Origin of the sequence: Burkholderia sp. AU33423 (genome assembly GCF_002223135.1) — a bacterium.
Taxonomy (GTDB): domain Bacteria; phylum Pseudomonadota; class Gammaproteobacteria; order Burkholderiales; family Burkholderiaceae; genus Burkholderia; species Burkholderia lata_D.
This window is the reverse complement of sequence record NZ_NKFH01000007.1, coordinates 460,759-476,175: the sequence shown is the minus strand read 5'-3', so window position 1 is coordinate 476,175 and position 15,417 is coordinate 460,759. Positions and strand designations below refer to the sequence as shown.

General features: G+C 68.3%; 15 protein-coding genes. 12 read left to right on the top strand and 3 right to left on the bottom strand.

Features of this window, described 5'->3' with window-relative positions; translation table 11 throughout:
- The first annotated feature begins 173 nt into the window (after positions 1 to 173).
- Complete coding sequence (locus CFB50_RS20640; protein WP_069250732.1) at positions 174 to 1,142, top strand: LysR family transcriptional regulator; 969 nt, start codon at positions 174 to 176, stop codon at positions 1,140 to 1,142.
- Positions 1,143 to 1,160: 18 nt separating this feature from the next.
- On the opposite strand, the gene CFB50_RS20635 is transcribed toward CFB50_RS20640, so the two are convergent.
- Positions 1,161 to 1,793, bottom strand: coding sequence for a LysE family translocator (locus CFB50_RS20635; protein ID WP_069250731.1), 633 nt, complete (start codon positions 1,791 to 1,793; stop codon positions 1,161 to 1,163).
- Between CFB50_RS20635 and CFB50_RS38870 the strand changes: the two genes are divergently transcribed.
- The 7 genes from CFB50_RS38870 to CFB50_RS20595 all read left to right on the top strand — a co-directional run bounded on the left by CFB50_RS38870 (position 1,782) and on the right by CFB50_RS20595 (position 10,030).
- Positions 1,782 to 2,015, top strand: a complete 234-nt coding sequence (locus CFB50_RS38870; protein ID WP_144020675.1) for a hypothetical protein — start codon at positions 1,782 to 1,784, stop codon at positions 2,013 to 2,015. The two genes, CFB50_RS20635 and CFB50_RS38870, sit on opposite strands and share 12 nt — an antisense overlap.
- 372 nt (positions 2,016 to 2,387) lie before the next feature.
- Positions 2,388 to 2,711 carry a hypothetical protein gene (locus CFB50_RS20625; protein WP_021162626.1) on the top strand — a complete coding sequence of 108 codons (324 nt, stop codon included), beginning with the start codon at positions 2,388 to 2,390 and terminating at the stop codon, positions 2,709 to 2,711.
- Between the two features lie 229 nt (positions 2,712 to 2,940).
- Entirely contained in the window at positions 2,941 to 3,426 is a 486-nt protein-coding gene (locus CFB50_RS20620; RefSeq protein WP_069250730.1) for a hypothetical protein, read from the top strand.
- A gap of 242 nt (positions 3,427 to 3,668) precedes the next feature.
- Positions 3,669 to 5,150, top strand: a complete 1,482-nt coding sequence (locus tag CFB50_RS20610; RefSeq protein ID WP_089447051.1) for a PepSY-associated TM helix domain-containing protein — start codon at positions 3,669 to 3,671, stop codon at positions 5,148 to 5,150.
- Complete coding sequence (locus tag CFB50_RS20605; protein WP_069250728.1) at positions 5,128 to 5,571, top strand: DUF2946 domain-containing protein; 444 nt, start codon at positions 5,128 to 5,130, stop codon at positions 5,569 to 5,571. Before CFB50_RS20610 ends, CFB50_RS20605 begins: the two co-directional genes overlap by 23 nt.
- Positions 5,572 to 5,744: 173 nt before the next feature.
- Positions 5,745 to 7,859 (top strand): TonB-dependent receptor family protein, encoded by a 2,115-nt coding sequence (locus CFB50_RS20600; RefSeq protein ID WP_089447050.1) that lies wholly within the window; start codon positions 5,745 to 5,747, stop codon positions 7,857 to 7,859.
- A 53-nt stretch (positions 7,860 to 7,912) separates the two neighbouring features.
- Positions 7,913 to 10,030: a TonB-dependent receptor gene (locus CFB50_RS20595; RefSeq protein ID WP_089447049.1), complete on the top strand. Its 2,118-nt coding sequence runs from the start codon at positions 7,913 to 7,915 to the stop codon at positions 10,028 to 10,030.
- Between the two features lie 163 nt (positions 10,031 to 10,193).
- Here CFB50_RS20595 and CFB50_RS20590 read toward each other — a convergent pair whose 3' ends face one another.
- Positions 10,194 to 11,438 carry an NADH:flavin oxidoreductase/NADH oxidase family protein gene (locus CFB50_RS20590; protein WP_089447048.1) on the bottom strand — a complete coding sequence of 415 codons (1,245 nt, stop codon included), beginning with the start codon at positions 11,436 to 11,438 and terminating at the stop codon, positions 10,194 to 10,196.
- A gap of 76 nt (positions 11,439 to 11,514) precedes the next feature.
- On the opposite strand from CFB50_RS20590, the gene CFB50_RS20585 reads away from it, so the two are divergent.
- From CFB50_RS20585 to CFB50_RS20575, 3 genes are all read left to right on the top strand, one after another.
- The gene (locus tag CFB50_RS20585; RefSeq protein WP_069250724.1) at positions 11,515 to 11,985 is read left to right on the top strand and encodes a MerR family transcriptional regulator; all 471 of its coding nucleotides are present in this window, start codon (positions 11,515 to 11,517) and stop codon (positions 11,983 to 11,985) included.
- Between the two features lie 104 nt (positions 11,986 to 12,089).
- Positions 12,090 to 12,788, top strand: coding sequence for a hypothetical protein (locus CFB50_RS20580; RefSeq protein WP_069250723.1), 699 nt, complete (start codon positions 12,090 to 12,092; stop codon positions 12,786 to 12,788).
- 219 nt (positions 12,789 to 13,007) lie between these two features.
- Positions 13,008 to 13,328 carry a DUF1330 domain-containing protein gene (locus tag CFB50_RS20575; RefSeq protein ID WP_069250722.1) on the top strand — a complete coding sequence of 107 codons (321 nt, stop codon included), beginning with the start codon at positions 13,008 to 13,010 and terminating at the stop codon, positions 13,326 to 13,328.
- Between the two features lie 19 nt (positions 13,329 to 13,347).
- Here CFB50_RS20575 and CFB50_RS20570 read toward each other — a convergent pair whose 3' ends face one another.
- Entirely contained in the window at positions 13,348 to 14,184 is an 837-nt protein-coding gene (locus CFB50_RS20570; RefSeq protein ID WP_069250721.1) for an NAD-dependent epimerase/dehydratase family protein, read from the bottom strand.
- An 82-nt stretch (positions 14,185 to 14,266) separates the two neighbouring features.
- On the opposite strand from CFB50_RS20570, the gene CFB50_RS20565 reads away from it, so the two are divergent.
- Positions 14,267 to 15,370, top strand: a complete 1,104-nt coding sequence (locus CFB50_RS20565) for a LacI family DNA-binding transcriptional regulator (RefSeq protein WP_089447047.1) — start codon at positions 14,267 to 14,269, stop codon at positions 15,368 to 15,370.
- The last annotated feature ends 47 nt before the right edge of the window (positions 15,371 to 15,417 follow it).

Genomic DNA, 15,417 nt, shown 5'->3' with positions numbered 1-15,417 from the left:
AACGTGAATAACGGTGCGAGCGCGGCGCGCGACTTCGTCGCGGCGCCAGCCGGCTCTCCGCAAGGGCAAACGCGACCTTGCGCGAACGGCCCGCGGCCCGGACACTGGCCGCCACGATGTTCCGGCTCCCGACGCCACGCGCGGGATGCCGGCACCCGAATGGGAGATGTGCGATGAAGGATGTGTTCCGTCAGCTCGACCTCAACCTGCTGCGCGTGTTCGCGGCATTGATGGCCGAAGGCAACGTCACGCGCGCCGCCGAACGGCTGGCGCTTTCACAGTCGGCGGTCAGCAATGCGCTGCGCAGGCTGCGCGAATCGCTCGGCGACGTGCTGTTCGAGAAGACCGTCACGGGTGTGCGGCCGACCGCGCGGGCGCGCGAGCTGTGGTCGGCGGTCCAGCCGCACTTCGACGCATTGAAGCAGGCGATCTCGCCGGACCAGTTCGACCCGCAAGCGCATCGGGGCACCTTCACGATCGCGATGTCGGACTACTCGGTCGAGCGCATCATGCCGCGCCTCGCGCAGTACATGGGCACGCATGCGCCATCGATGCGGATCGAGCTCACGCCGTTCAGCGTCGCCGACTTGCCGGCCATGTTCGACCGCGGCGGCGTCGACCTCGCGATCGGCGGCTATCTGAACGACTCGAGCCCGAGCAGCGGCGTGCGCACGCACGAGATGTGGCCGATCCACTGGAGTTGCCTGATGCGCAAGGATCACCCGCTCGCGAAGGGGCCGCTCACGCTGAAGCGCTTTCTCGCCGCGCGGCATCTCGACGTCGGGTTTTCCGGCATGCGGGTGCCGGTGTACGACAGCCTGCTTTCCGCGCACGGCCTGCAGCGCAATCTCGTCCTCACGCTGAATGCGTACTCGCCCGCGCTGGCGATCATCCGGGAGTCGGATTTCATCGGCGTGCTGCCGACCACGCTGCTCGATCTGTCGATCCACGAAAAGGAACTGGTGTCGCGGCAACCGCCGGTGCGCATGCCCGCGCGGCCTTACTGCGTGATCTGGCATCAGCGCTGGGACAGCCATCCCGCGCACCGCTGGCTCCGGCAGACGATCGTGTCGCTGTTCACGCGTCCGGCGGAGCAGCCGGGTAACGCCACCCGCTCGACGGCCCGGCGCGCCGCCCGCTAGATATGCGGGCGTGCCGCGTCAGACGTTCGACACCAGCAGCCGGATCCCCGCCACGCCGAACACGACGGCGAGACACGCTTCCATCGCGCGCCGGCCGCGCACGTACAGCCGGCGCGCGCCGTCCATCGAAAACACGAGCGCATAGCCGCCGAACACCAGGCACCCGATCACGATGCAGCCCGGCACGACGCCGCCGTGCGACGCACCCGCGCCGTTCGACGACAGCGCGACGATCGACACCCACACGAGGATCGCTTTCGGATTGGTCAGATGCAGCATCGCGCCGCGTACAAAGAAGCGCGACAGCCGCTGCTCGCCCGCTGCGTTCAGCGATGCCGCCGCCTTGCCCGACCACGCCGTGCGCCCCGACTTGAACGCGAGCCACAGCAGGTACAGCCCGCCGAAGAGCTTGATCGCGACCAGCAGCTTCGACCACGCGAGCAGCGCGGCCGACACACCGAGCGCCGCCACCGTCGCCCAGAACATCGACCCCGAAATGACGCCGAGCGCGAACGCGAGCGCCGCCTTGCGGCCCTGGTTCGCGGCGACCGACATGATCGCGAGGTTGCTCGGCCCGGGGCTGGCCGTCCCGATGAAATAGGCCGTGTAGGCCAGCAGCAGGTTGGCCGAGAAAAAGGCGTGGACGCTCATGTCGAACCTCGCAGGGATGATCAGGGGATTGTTGGCAAACGCGCGCTGTCTGCCCATGGACAATTGCTCGACAATTCGCTGGGCCAGTTGGACGGGGCGCGCAACCGGATCGCCATCGGCAAAATCCGTCTCGGATTTGAAACATCCGTCACATTCGCCGGTGGCTTTCGCCGGGCATGGCGGACATCCCGTTCCCCCGCTTCCGGCGGGCCGAACGCTTGACCGGTGCAGGCGGCACGCGTGGGCCGGTCCGTTTCGTCAGACTGCCGGGGAACGCGCCACGCAATTTCTCCCGGCGTTACGTTACATCCGTGAAGCATTTCGCCTCGTCGAGCCGCTCCGCGCACTCGATCTGCATCGCGCCGCGCCGGTAGACCGCCTCCTCGGTCCCTTCCCCCACCCAGTACCGGCGGGACTCTCCGCCCTCGTCGCATCGCCGCTCAACAATACTCAACAATCGTCTCGCGCCGCTGGTACGAAACCTGCGTCCCGTTCGGGTGACCACCGCGCCGATCACCGCGCGGACACGAACCCACCGTCGGGCGCATCCAGCGGATACACCCGAACGATCCGAGCAAGTGACGAGGCCCCTTCATGGATGCGCTGCCCAATTCGTCCGACACGTCGTTCCAGCTCTTTCTCGCGAAGCTGCTCGAACAGCCGTTGCCCGACTGGACCGAAAAACAGCAGATGGAACTCGAGATGGCACGCTCGTTGTCCACCGAAATGGTTCACCTCGCCGAGGACATGCGCGGCCGCACGCCCGATCTCGCGCGCTGCCTCGTGCTGCTCCGCTACGCGAAAGTGCTCGACTTCATGCTGACGTCGCTCGCCGCGCACCGCGACATTCATCCGCAGACGCTGCGCACGCTGTTCCGGCTCGCGAACCTGAAAGTCGACGATGCGTATCCGGCCTGAGCCGGCGCCATGCATCGGCTGCCGCGGGCGTCACGCACGGCCACGGCGGCCCTTCCCGATTCGCGGCACGCGCATGCCCGATGACCTCGCCGCATGATCCCCGGGAACCCGTTCGGTTCCGAATAGCCGCCCGCGTGCTTTCGTCTGCTTCCGGCAACTCGCCGGGCTGATGCCGTGCATCAGCGTGGCGGACGGCCCCGCCCCGCAAACGGAGGTACAATCGCGCGCCATGAATGCACTTCGCCGCTTCCTGCTCCGGCAAGGCGTCGCGCGACAGCTTCTGTGGGGATTCCTCCTCGTGACGCTGCTGTCCCGCGCGCTGATGTCGGGCGCCGTGATGCTCGATCCGGACGGTCCGGATGCGGGCTCGGTGGTGCTGTGTTCGGGCCGCGGCCCGCTGATCGTCAACGTGGCCGCGCTGGCTGCCCGCTTCGATGCCGGCGCGCCGATCACACCGGCCAACGACGCGCTCGCGCTCGCCGATGCGCTCAAGCATGACGGGCATGCCGACAACACGGCGTCGCCCGGCAGCGGCGACAGCCTGTGCGCATTCGGCGCCGCGCTGTTCACCGCGTTGGCGTCGTTCGTGCTGCTGGTGCTGCTGTTTCCCGCCGCCGCGCCGCGGCGCTTCCGGATTCACTTCGACCGTATTCCCGTCGTGCGATCGATCTTCGACGATCGCCCACCCTCCCGCGCCCCTCCCCTGTCCTGCTGACGGTTCTGCCCCGCGGCTCGTGCACGTCGACGTGCGCGGGCCTGCATGCCGTTCGTCCTACACGACCTGATTCAAGCGTTCACCCGCCTGCCCGCCTCGCGCGGGCGACGCCGTCCTGCGCCTCTTCCGCGCATGGCGCCGCGCCGCCCGTGCCATCGATGCGCGCCGGCGGGCGCAACGCGCGTTGACGTCCGCCGGCCCGCGCCGGCGTGGCCGCTCAACGAACACGAGGAGCTGACACCATGTCGACCACCGTCGAACGGGCGATCTCGCCCGCCCAATCCGCCCACGCCGGCTACCGGACACTGTGGCGCTGGCACTTCTATGCCGGCCTGTTCGTCATGCCGTTCCTGGTGGTTCTCGCGATCACCGGAACGCTCTATTGCTTCCAGCCGCAGATCGAGCCGCTGCTGTATCCGCACCGGCTCGTCGTCGAGCCGCGCGCCACGCCGCGGCTCGATTCCGACACGTTGCTCGCGCGCGCGCGCACCGCGATGCCGGCCGGCGCGACGCCGGTGTCCGTCCAGGTCTCGACCGCGCCGGACCGCAGCGCCGAATACGTGTTCCGGCTGCGCGACGGCAGCCGCGAGAGCGTGTACGTGAACCCATACGACGGCAGTGTGCTCGGCACACTGAGCGTCGAGAATCGCTTCATGCAGATCGACCGGATGCTGCATCGCAAGCTGCTGCTCGGCAAGACGGGCGAGTTGCTGATGGAGCTCGCCGCGTGCTGGACCTTCGTGATGATCGGCACCGGCATCGCGCTGTGGTGGCCGCGCGGCACGGCGCGCGTCGGGCGGGCACTGCGCCCCGACCTGTCGCTGCGCGGCCGGCCGCTGTGGAAAAACCTCCACGCGACGGCCGGCATCTGGCTCGCGGCCGGCACGGTCGCGTTCATCCTGACGGGGCTGCCGTGGTCGGGCTCGTGGGGCAAGAACTTCAAGGCGCTGGCCGCGACCGTGAACCTCGGCGCGCCGGAAGGCGCATGGGGCGGCGGGTCGGTACGCTCGACGCGCCCGGGTGCCGCCGCGGCGCCCGCGCCAGCCGAGGCTGCCGCACCGTCCGGCCATCACCACGAATCCGGCGAGTCGATGCCGGGGATGGTGATGGACGACCTGCCGTTGCCGCAAACGCCGTGGGCGGTCGGCAACGTGCCCGTCCCGCATTCGCCGTCGGCGTCGGCGTCGGCGTCGGCGCCGACGCCGGCACCGCTGCCGCTGGCCCGCGCGATCGCGATCGTCGCCGGCCTCGGCGTGACGAGCGGCTACACGCTCGCGCTGCCGTCCGGCGCGGACGGCGTGTTCACCGCGTCGTATTTCCCGGACGACCCGAAAGCCGAGCGGACGATCTACCTCGACCAATACAGCGGGGCCGTGCTGAAGGACATCCGCTATGACGACTATGGCGCGGTATCGCGCGCCGTGTCGTACGGCACGTCGCTGCACATGGGCCGCTATTTCGGGCTCGCGAACCAGATCGTCTGCGCGGTGCTGTCGCTCGGGCTGGCCGCGATGGCCGTCACGGGCACCGTGATGTGGTGGAAGCGCCGTCCTGCGGCCAAGTTGGGGGCGCCGTCGCGCGAACGCGGCGCGCCGCCGATGCGCGGCTGGATCGCGGGGCTCGTGCTGCTCGGCGTCGTCTTTCCGCTGATGGGCGCGACGATCGTCGCGGTCTGGTTGATCGACCGTCTGCTGTTCGGCCGTGCGGCACGCGCGGCGGCCTGATTCATCGCGCGCCGGCGTAAGCGGCGCGACGACGCGACAAGCCCGGGCCACCGCGTGGCTCGGGCTGTTCGCGCTCGTGCTCGCGCTCGTCGCGCCGCTGATCTCGCAACTGCGCGCTGCCGCGCCCGATGACGGCCTGCCGGCCGCGCCGATCTGCTCGGCCACCGGCAACACACTCATGGCGCACGCGGCATCGCATGCGCCGTCCGATTCGCTGGCCGATTCTCCATCCGACAGGCATTTCGACCGCTGCGGCTATTGCGGCCTGCTCGCCGGCCATCCGCCGCTGCAGTACGCGGTGTTCCTGTCCGCCTCCCCGGCCGTGCAGCATGCGCCGCCCGCGCCGCTGATCCCCTCTGCCCGCCACCCGGCGAAGCGCTACGCGCTCGCCGCGCGCGGGCCGCCTTCCGCCCGCGCCTGACGCCCCTCGCGACCGCGCCGCCGCACACCGCGCGGCGCCGTCCGCTTCGCCTGCCCGCCCTGCCGGTGCCCGATGCCGAACCCGCGCGCGTGACCACGCGCGGCGGCCGGCGCCGCGCATGGCGCGCATCGTGTCCGACTCGTCATCGTCACCATAACCATACGTACAACGACATGTTTACCTCAACCCGTATTGCCGCCGCGCTATCCGGCGCGATTTCCGTTCTCTTCGCGTCGGCCGCCTGCGCGCAAGGCGCCGACGCGCCCACCGATGCACCGGCCGCGTCGACGCTGCCCGCGATCCACGTCAACGCAACCCGCGAGATGGACTCGCTGACATCGACATCGACCGGCAAGCTGAAGCGCACGCTCGAGCAGACGGTCGGCTCGGTGGGCTTCGTCGATGCCGACAGCTACCGGAACACCTACGCGTTCACGCTGCGCGACGTGCTGAAGGACGTGCCCGGCGTGTTCGTCGAGAACCGCTACGGCCAGGAGCTGCGGCTGTCGATTCGCGGCTCGGGGATCGCCCGCTCGTACCACACGCGCGGCCTCGAGATCCTGCAGGACGGCATCCCGACCAACCTCGCGGACGGCAGCGGCGACTACTACCAGATCGATCCGCTCGCGCTGCAGGCGGTGCAGGTCTACAAGGGCGGCAACGGCCTCGCGTACGGGGCGTCGACACTCGGCGGCGCGATCGACTTCATCACGCCGACCGCCGATACCGCCGACGCGCCGAACATCGTGCGCGTGGAAGGCGGCAGCTACGGCACGGTGCGCACCAGCGCGCAGATCTCGCGCGTGCTCGGCCCGCTCGACTTCCTCGCGAACTTCAGCGTCAATCACGCGGACGGCTACCGCGATCATTCGAAGGGGCAATACGAGCAGTTCAACGCGAACGTCGGCTACCGGTTCAGCCCGACGGTCGAGACGCGCTTCTATGTCGGCGTGTACGTCGTCGACCAGTTGCTGCCCGGCACGCTGTCGCTGTCCGACGCGCTGAACAATCCGACCCGGGCCGCGCCGAACGCGATATCGGGCGACCAGGCGCGCAACACCCGCACCGAGCGGATCGCGAACCGCACGACGGTGAAGCTCGATTCGGGCGAACTGCAGTTCGACACGTGGGCGATCCACAAGAGCCTCTATCACCCGATCTTCCAGGCGCTCGACCAGGACGGCTGGACCTACGGCTTCGCGCCGCGCTACACGGGCCACCTGACGCTCGGCGGGATGCGCAACGACCTGATCGTCGGTGCGCGCTTCTTCGGCGGCCGCACGCAGGCGAACCAGTACGTGAACGTCAACGGCAACAAGGGCGCGCAGACGCTCGACTCGACGCAGACGGCGTTCAACTACGAGGCGTACGTCGAGAACCGGCTGTTCTTCGTGCCGACGGTCGCGCTGATGACGGGCGTGAAGGTGCTGCACTCGGTGCGCGAGTACATCGACAACGGCGGGCTGCCGCGCGACCCGAACTACAAGTCGACGAACGCGAGCTACAGCGGCGCCAATCCGAAGCTCGGGCTGCTGTGGCAGCCGGATGCGAACACCCAGGCCTACGTCGACATCACGCGCAGCCAGGACGTGCCCGACTTCACCGACCTCACGCAGACCTTCTCGAACACGACGCGCTTCACGCCGCTCGCGGCGCAGCACGCGTGGACCCTCGAGTTCGGTACGCGCGGCTCGCGCGAGCGCGTGAGCTGGGACGTGACCGCCTATCGCTCGCTCGTGCGCGACCAGCTGCTGCAGTACACGACGAACCCGGATGTCCCGGCGTCGACGTTCAATGCGAACAAGACGGTGCTGCAAGGGATCGAGGCCGGCGCGTCGGTCGAGTTGCTGCGCAACGTCACCGGGCGTGGCGCGGGCGACAAGGTCACGCTGTCGGGCATCTGGAACCTGAACGACTTCCGCTTCAAAAACGACCCGCAGTACGGCAACAACCGGATCGCGGGCGTGCCGCTGAACGTGCTGCGCGCGACGCTGGGCTACGCGCGGCCGAGCGGCTTCCACATCGCGGCGACGCTCGACTGGGTGCCGTCGGGCGCGTGGGCCGACGATGCGAACACGTTGCGCGTGCCGAGCTACACGCTGCTCGGGCTGCAGGCCGGCTACGACTTCCGCAATGGCCTCTCGCTGTTCGTCGACGCGCGCAACCTGACCAACAAGCGCTATGTGAGCGACATCAGCACGGTCGCCGATGCGCGCACCGCGAATACCGCGATCTTCTATCCGGGCGAAGGCCGCAGCGTGTTCGCCGGCATGCGGTACGCGTTCTGATGCCCGGCCTGACAAGAAACACCGCATTGAACAGATTCAAAGGATACCGAAACATGAAGTTCAGATTGATGCTGCCTGCCGCCGTCCTCGCGGCCTTCTCGCCCGCCGGGCAAGCACAGGAAAGCGATGCCGCGAGCACCGGCGCGACGCTCGCGCCGATTCGCGTCAACGCCCAGAAGATGACACCGCTCACGCAGCCGCTCGACACCGGCAGCCGTCTCGGCCTGACTTCGCTCGAAACGCCCGCGAGCGTCGAGCAGATCGATCGCAAGACGCTCGACATGCGCGGCGACAGCGCGATCGTCGACGCGGTGAGCCGCGCCGCCGGCATCAGCGCATCGCCGCATCCGGGCAACGGCGGCTCGGAGCTCGGCGCGCGCGGCTTCGTCGGCGCGTCGTCGGTCACGCAGCTCTATGACGGCGTGCGCCCGTACGGCGCGATCGGCATCACGTTTCCGTTCGACACGTGGTCGGTCGACCATATCGACGTGCTGCGCGGCCCGGCGTCGGTGATCTACGGCGAAGGCGCGATCGGCGGTGTCGTCAACATCGTGCCGAAAAAGCCGACGCGCGGCGCGATCCGGAACGAGCTGCAGGTCGGCGGCGGCACCGAGGGCACGGCGCGGGTCGCGTTCGGCAGCGGCGGCGCGATCAACGACAAGCTGTCGTACCGCTTCGACATCAGCGGCAACCGTTCGTCGAACTGGGTCGACCGCGGCAATTCGCGCAACCTGTCGATCTCCGGCGCGCTGCGCTACGACGTGACGTCCGACCTGTACGTGACCGCGTCGTACGCGCAGGGCTTCCAGCATCCGATGCAGTATTTCGGCGTGCCGCTCGTGAACGGCGCGCGCGATCGCGCGCTCGACAAGAAGAACTACAACGTCGGCGACAGCGACATCGCGTTCCGCGACAGCTGGGCGACGGTGTCGGCGAACTGGCAGCCGAGCGACAGCCTGAACGTGACGAGCACGCTCTACCGGATGAAGAGCAACCGCCACTGGAAGGATGCGGAGTACTACACGTACCTGCCGTCGACCGCGCAAGTGCGGCGCAGCAGCTTCACGGAAATCTTCCACGACCAGGAGCAGTACGGCAACGTGACGGCGGCCACCGTCACCACCGCGCTGCTCGGGATGCGCAACACGTTCTCGACGGGCGTCGAGTTCAATCACACGACGTTCCAGCACGACAACAACTCGCCGTATTCGGGCACGTCGACGGTCGATCCGTTCAACTTCGATCCGGGCAGCTTCATCAACACGGCCGGCACCTATCCGAAGTACCGCAGCCAGGCGAACCAGTACGCGCTGTTCGCCGAGAACCGGCTGGAGATCACGCCGCGCTGGTCGGTGATCGGCGGGCTGCGCTACGACCACGCGAGCGTGAACCGCGACGATCTCGTGAACGGCGGCGCATTCACGAAGGTGTTCGCGAACACGGGCTGGCGCATCGGCACCGTGTACGACGTGCAGCCCGGCCTCGCCGTGTACGGCCAGTACTCGGTCGCGGCCGATCCGATCAGCTCGCTGCTGTCGCTGAATGCGTCGAAGGCGAACTTCGCGCTCGCGACCGGCCGGCAGATCGAGATCGGCGTGAAGCAGTCGTTCCTCGGCGGCAAGGCGGAATGGACGCTGGCCGCGTACCGGATCGTCAAGAGCAATCTCCTGACGGCCGATCCGCTGAATCCGAACCAGTCGATCCAGATCGGCCAGCAGTCGTCGCGCGGGCTCGAGGCCACGGTCGGCGCGGAGATCGCGAAGGACTGGCGCGTCGACGCGAACGTGTCGATCCTGCGCGCGAAATACGACGACTTCCAGCAGACGTCCGGCGGCACGACGGTATCGCGCGCGGGCAACGTGCCGGTGTCGGTGCCGCAGCGGCTCGCGAACCTGTGGGTGAGCTGGCGCTTCGCGCCGGACTGGACGGGCATCGCGGGCGTCAAGTACGTCGGCAAGCGTTTCGCCGACACCGCGAACCAGCTCGTGATGCCGTCGTACACGACCGTCGACCTCGGCCTCGCGTGGAAGCCGCGCAAGGACACGACGATCACCGCGCGCGCGTACAACGTGTTCAACCGGCGCTTCGTGCAGTCCGCGTACTACAACGAGACGCAGTACCTGCTCGGCAACGACCGGCGGCTCGAAGTGGTGGCGAACTACCGGTTCTGATGCGGTGCGGTGCGCCGCCCCCGCCGCCCGTGCGCAGGCACTGCGGCGGGGACATTCATCGCTACCTCACCGCGAATGCGCGGCCACTCACGCAACCGCATGAACGCCGTGGCTCGGCGAACAGCGGCCCGACGAACCCCTCGCCGGGCCGCATGACCGCACGTCACGCACGCGTGCCCGCCGCGCGCCCCGCCATCCACTTCCGGTAGCGCCGTGTCTGGCACTGCGCGGCCAGTTGCTGCCTGACCAGCGCGCGCAGCGGCGACACCTGCGGGTGCGTGCGCCGGCCCTCGCTGAGCCGCGTGAGCTGGAACTTGACGACGGCCATGTTGGCCAGCGCGCCCAGCGCCTTGTTCTTCCAGCGGATCGGTTCCAGCACCGGCGCGCTGTCCTTGCCGGCCCGCCAGTCGCGCGGCAGGTTCGGCTCGATCGACAGCGCGGTCGCGATGCCGACCATCGCCACGCCGCTGTCGACCACCTGCTCGGCAACCACGCGACGCCGGATGCCACCCGTGACCATCAGCGGCATCCGCGCGACGGCCGTGATGTCGTGCGCGAATTCGAGGAAATACGCTTCGCGGGCCAGCGTGCGCCCGTCGCGCGCCTCGCCCTGCATCGCCGGCACTTCATAGCTGCCGCCCGACAGTTCGACGAGATCGACGCCGAGCGGATTCAGCAGTTCAACCACGCGCTTCGCATCGTCCGCGCTGAAGCCGCCGCGCTGGAAATCGGCCGAGTTCAGCTTGACCGCGACCGCGAATTCCGGCGACACCGTCGCGCGCACGTCCCGCACGATGTCGAGCAGCAGGCGTGCGCGATTCTCGATGCTGCCGCCCCACTGGTCCTGCCGGCGGTTCGTCAGCGGCGACAGGAACTGGCTCAGCATGTAGCCGTGCGCCGCGTGGATCTCCACGCCGGTGAAGCCGCTCTGCTCCGCGAGTTGCGCGGCACGCACGAAGCGCCGCTGCACGTCGGCGATATCGGCCGGCGTCATCTCCTTCGGCACCGGGAACTGCTTCGACAGCGCACCGAGCGCGAGCGGCACGGCCGACGGCGCGAGCGTCGTCTGGCCAAGCGCCGCCTGCATCTGGCGCCCCGGGTGATTGATCTGCATCCACACGTGCGCGCCACCCGAGCGCGCCACCTGCGCCCAGCGGCGGAAGCGGTCGAGATGCGCATCGCTCTCGAGCACGACGCCGTTCGGCCCCGTCATCGCGCGACCGTCCACCATCACGTTGCCGGTCAGGATCAGGCCGACCTGGCCATCGGCCCACGCCTGGTACAGGCGCAGCAACGCATCGGACGGTGCGTGGTTCGCATCGGCCATGTTCTCTTCCATCGCGGCCTTGGCCAGACGGTTCGGAATCACCGCCCCGTTGGGCAGTGTCAGCGGTGTAAACAGGTTCATGGAGGGCACCCTCGATTGACGATGCCCAACGATAACTTTAAAGTCAACTTCAAGGTCAAGCCCTTTGGAGCACTGCATGAAAATCGGCGAACTGGCGAAGGCGAGCGGCCTCGCGGCGTCCCGCATCCGCTTCTACGAAGCGAGCGGGCTGCTCGAACCGGCCCGTCGGCAGGCCAACGGCTATCGGGAATACGGGTCGGAAGCGTTGATGCGGCTCGCGATCATCGACCGCGCGCAGCGCGCGGGCTTTACGCTCGACGAGATCCGCGCGGTGTGTCCGCCCGATCTCGGCGCGTGGCCGCGCGACGAGCTGCTGGTCGCGCTGCGGCACAAGGTCGACGAAATCGTGCTGCTCGAACAGCGTCTGGCGCAGAACCGGCAACATCTGGAGGTGCTGATCGACGAGATCGAGAAGAAGCCGGAGGGCGAGGATTGCGCGGAAACCGCGCAACGGATGCTCGACCGGCTGAGCGCGCAGGCCGATGAAGCGCCGGCGTCGGCACAGGCACCGCTACCGGCCCCGCGGCCGACACGCAAGCGCGCATGACTGGTTACACTGCGTCACCTGAAAAAACCTCAACCCGCGCGGCGGCGAGTCGAGTCGACGCGCGCGCGCCGGCTTCCGCGGCGCGACTTCAAGACCCGATTCGCATGACGATCCCCGACATTAAAGGACTCTTCGTCGCCGCACTGCTGACGTTCGGCATCGGCAGCGCTTGCGCCAGGACGTGCGCCGATACGCCTGCGTCGTTCGCGTGCCCCGACGCCCCCGAGCTTCCGGCAGACATCGTCGCGCAGTTACCCGCCGGCTACGAAGCGATGGATGCCGCGTCAGGGCGACTGACCGACAGCCCCCATGTCGGCTATGTCGTCGTCGCGCATCGGGCCGACGACTCGACGCGCAAGGCGTCGCTGCGTCCGCTGATGATCTTCCTGCCGGGCAAGGACGGGCACTACCGGCTCGCAGCGCGCAACGACACCGTGATCATGAAAGCCGACGAAGGCGGGATGGGCGACCCGTATCTCGACGGCGTCGCCGAGAACGCGCTCACGATCGAACCGCGCACCTTCACGGTCGAACAGGGCGTATTCGCGGGCCATGACCACTGGCGCGACCGTGTCACGTTTCGCTACGACAACGCGCATCGCACGTGGGTGTTCCATCGCGAGGTGTTCCGGAACTGGCGCTTCAACGACGACCCGAACGGCGACGCGCTGAAAGCCGACCCGGTGCGCGTCACGCGCGCCGATGCGGCGAAAGCGGTCACGTTCGAAGCGTGGCGGCCGGGTTACTGGTGCGATTCGGCCGAGCGGCGAGGCAGCGATCCGGCTTGCAGCAACGCGCATTGACGGCGACGCCCCGCCGCCGCGCCGCGACTGACGATGCGTGCGGACAAGCGGTATGCGCGGACGCTGCCGTGCCGCACGCGCGGTGAGTCTGCCGGAGCGCGCCTGCCCCCTTTCGCAGCCGCGCAGATTTGCTTACGTCGCAGGTAATCGACGCGCGCCGCCCGCGCCGCGATGATGGCTCCATCGACGCACGAACCGCATCACATCGAGGAGCCAGCCATGACCGCCTACGCCATCGCCCACCTGCACGACGTCGAGATGTGCGACGACATCCTCGAATACCTCGAACGCATCGACGGCACGCTCGCGCCGTACGACGGTCATTTCGTCATTCACGGCGCGCGGCCGGACGTACGTGAAGGCGTGTGGCGCGGCGACCTGATCGCGATCGCGTTTCCCGATCTGGACACGGCGCGCGCGTGGTACGAATCGGATGCGTATCGGCAGATCCAGCCGCTGCGCGCGCGGCACGCGAGCGGTCCGCTGATCCTGATCGACGGCGTCGACGAGCGGCACAAGGCGACCGACATCCTGCGCTGAGGCGCGACGCCCGCGACGCTTACGACGCGTTGCGCTCCATCGGCTCGCCGACGACGAACCCGCCGCCCTGGAACCGCTGCGCGGGATCGTCGTAGTCGGCGGTCGGCGCCGTCACCGGAAACAGTCCGGCGAATTGCTCGGAGCTGTCACGCGGACGGAAGCCGAGGAAGCCGGCCTTCGTGTTGTCCCACCACTTCACCGGGTTGTCCGACGCGCCATACACGATCGCGTGCCCGACGCGGTTCGTCAGCAGCGAGCAGCGCACCAGCTCGATGAAGTCGCGATAGCTGAGGAACGTCACGAGCATGCGCGGATTCTTCGGCACTTCGAACGATGAGCCGATCCGCAGGCACACGGTCTCGATCCCGAAGCGGTCGAAGTAGTAGCGCGACAGCGATTCGCCGAAGCACTTCGTCACGCCGTACAGGCTGTCGGGGCGCAGCGGCGAATCGGCGTCGAGCACTTCCGTGACCGGATGGAAGCCGATCGCATGGTTCGAGCTCGCGAACACGACCCGCTTCACGCCGTGCTTGCGCGCAGCTTCGTACAGGTTGTACGTGCCGGTGATGTTCGCGCCGACGAGATCGTCGAACGGCGCATCGACCGAAATGCCGCCGAGGTGGACGATCGCGTCCACGCCGTCGACCAGCTGCATCACCGCGGCCCGGTCGGCCAGGTCGACGACGCGGGTTTCTTCATGCGCGGCCGCGTCGCCGAGCGTCGCGATGTCGCTGACGCGCACGACGTCGGCCCAGTCGGCGAGCGCGCCGCGCAACTGGCGGCCGAGGTTGCCGGCCGCGCCCGTCAGCAGCAGGCGCCCGAACGGTTTGCGCGCGCCGGTGGATGAGGCGTTCATTGACTCTCCTTGAATCTGACCTGAAATCTGACTGAATCGGAAAACGTTTTCCAACTATACGCGGGCGCACTGCAGAACGTCAATGGCCGAACCCGGTCGCAGCCATCCGCACTTTCCCGATATCGACGCGTGGCCGCGCGCGCCCTTTTTCTGCCACAATCCGGCCTTACGGAACGAAAACGTTACCCTTCGAATGAAAAAAGTTTCCCCGACGATCCGCGACGTGGCGGCGGAAGCCGGCGTGTCGGTCGCGACGGTATCGAAGTACGTGAACGGCACGCAGCGCTTCTCACCGACCGTCGAGGCACGGCTCAAGGAGGCGATCGACCGGCTCGGCTACCGTTCGAATCCGCTCGCGCGCTCGATGATCACCGGCCGCACGCGCACGATCGGCCTCGTGATCCTCGACATCAGCAACCCGCACTTCACGAACGTGGTGAAAGGCGCGAACCGCGTCGCGCTGCAGCACGACTACACGCTGCTGCTCGTCGATACCGAAGAGAGCCAGGCGCGCGAACGCTCGCTGATCGAGGCGCTCGCGCAGCGCGTCGACGGGCTGATCGTCAGCACGCGGATGCCGGATGAAGAAGCCGGCTGGATGCTCGATCTCAACAAGCCGCTCGTGCTGCTGCGTCGCAGCCCCGGCTTGCCGATTCCGAGCGTCGGCATCGACAACCGGCTGTCGACCTACATGCTCGCGCGCCACCTGCTCAATCTCGGCCACACGCGCATCGCGTATCTCGGCTTCGGCACGGCACGCGTGAACGACGAGCGGATCCAGGGCGCGCGCGACTGTCTCGCGGAAGCCGGGCTCACGCTCGACGTGCACGATGCGCATGCGCCGACCGCCGAAGCCGGCGAGCGTGCGTGTTCGCGCGTGATGCTCGGGCCGCAGCGCCCGCAGGCCGTGATCTGCTACAACGACCTGATCGCGCTCGGCTTCATGAAGGAGGCCACGTCGCTCGGCTTCCGGCTGCCGCAGGATGTGTCGGTCGCCGGCATCGACAACGTGCCGTACGGCGAATACGCGGCGCCCGCGCTGACCACCGTCGACATCCAGAGCGAGAACATGGGCGAGCTCGCGATGCAGAAGCTGATCGACGCGCTCGCGGGCCGCACCGATGCGAGCTATTCGACGTTCGAGCCGCGGCTGATCATGCGCGCGTCGACGGCCGCGGTCGGCTGAGTTCCCTGTTTTCGCGCCTGCAAAAGAAAGCGCGCCGCCCAAGGGCG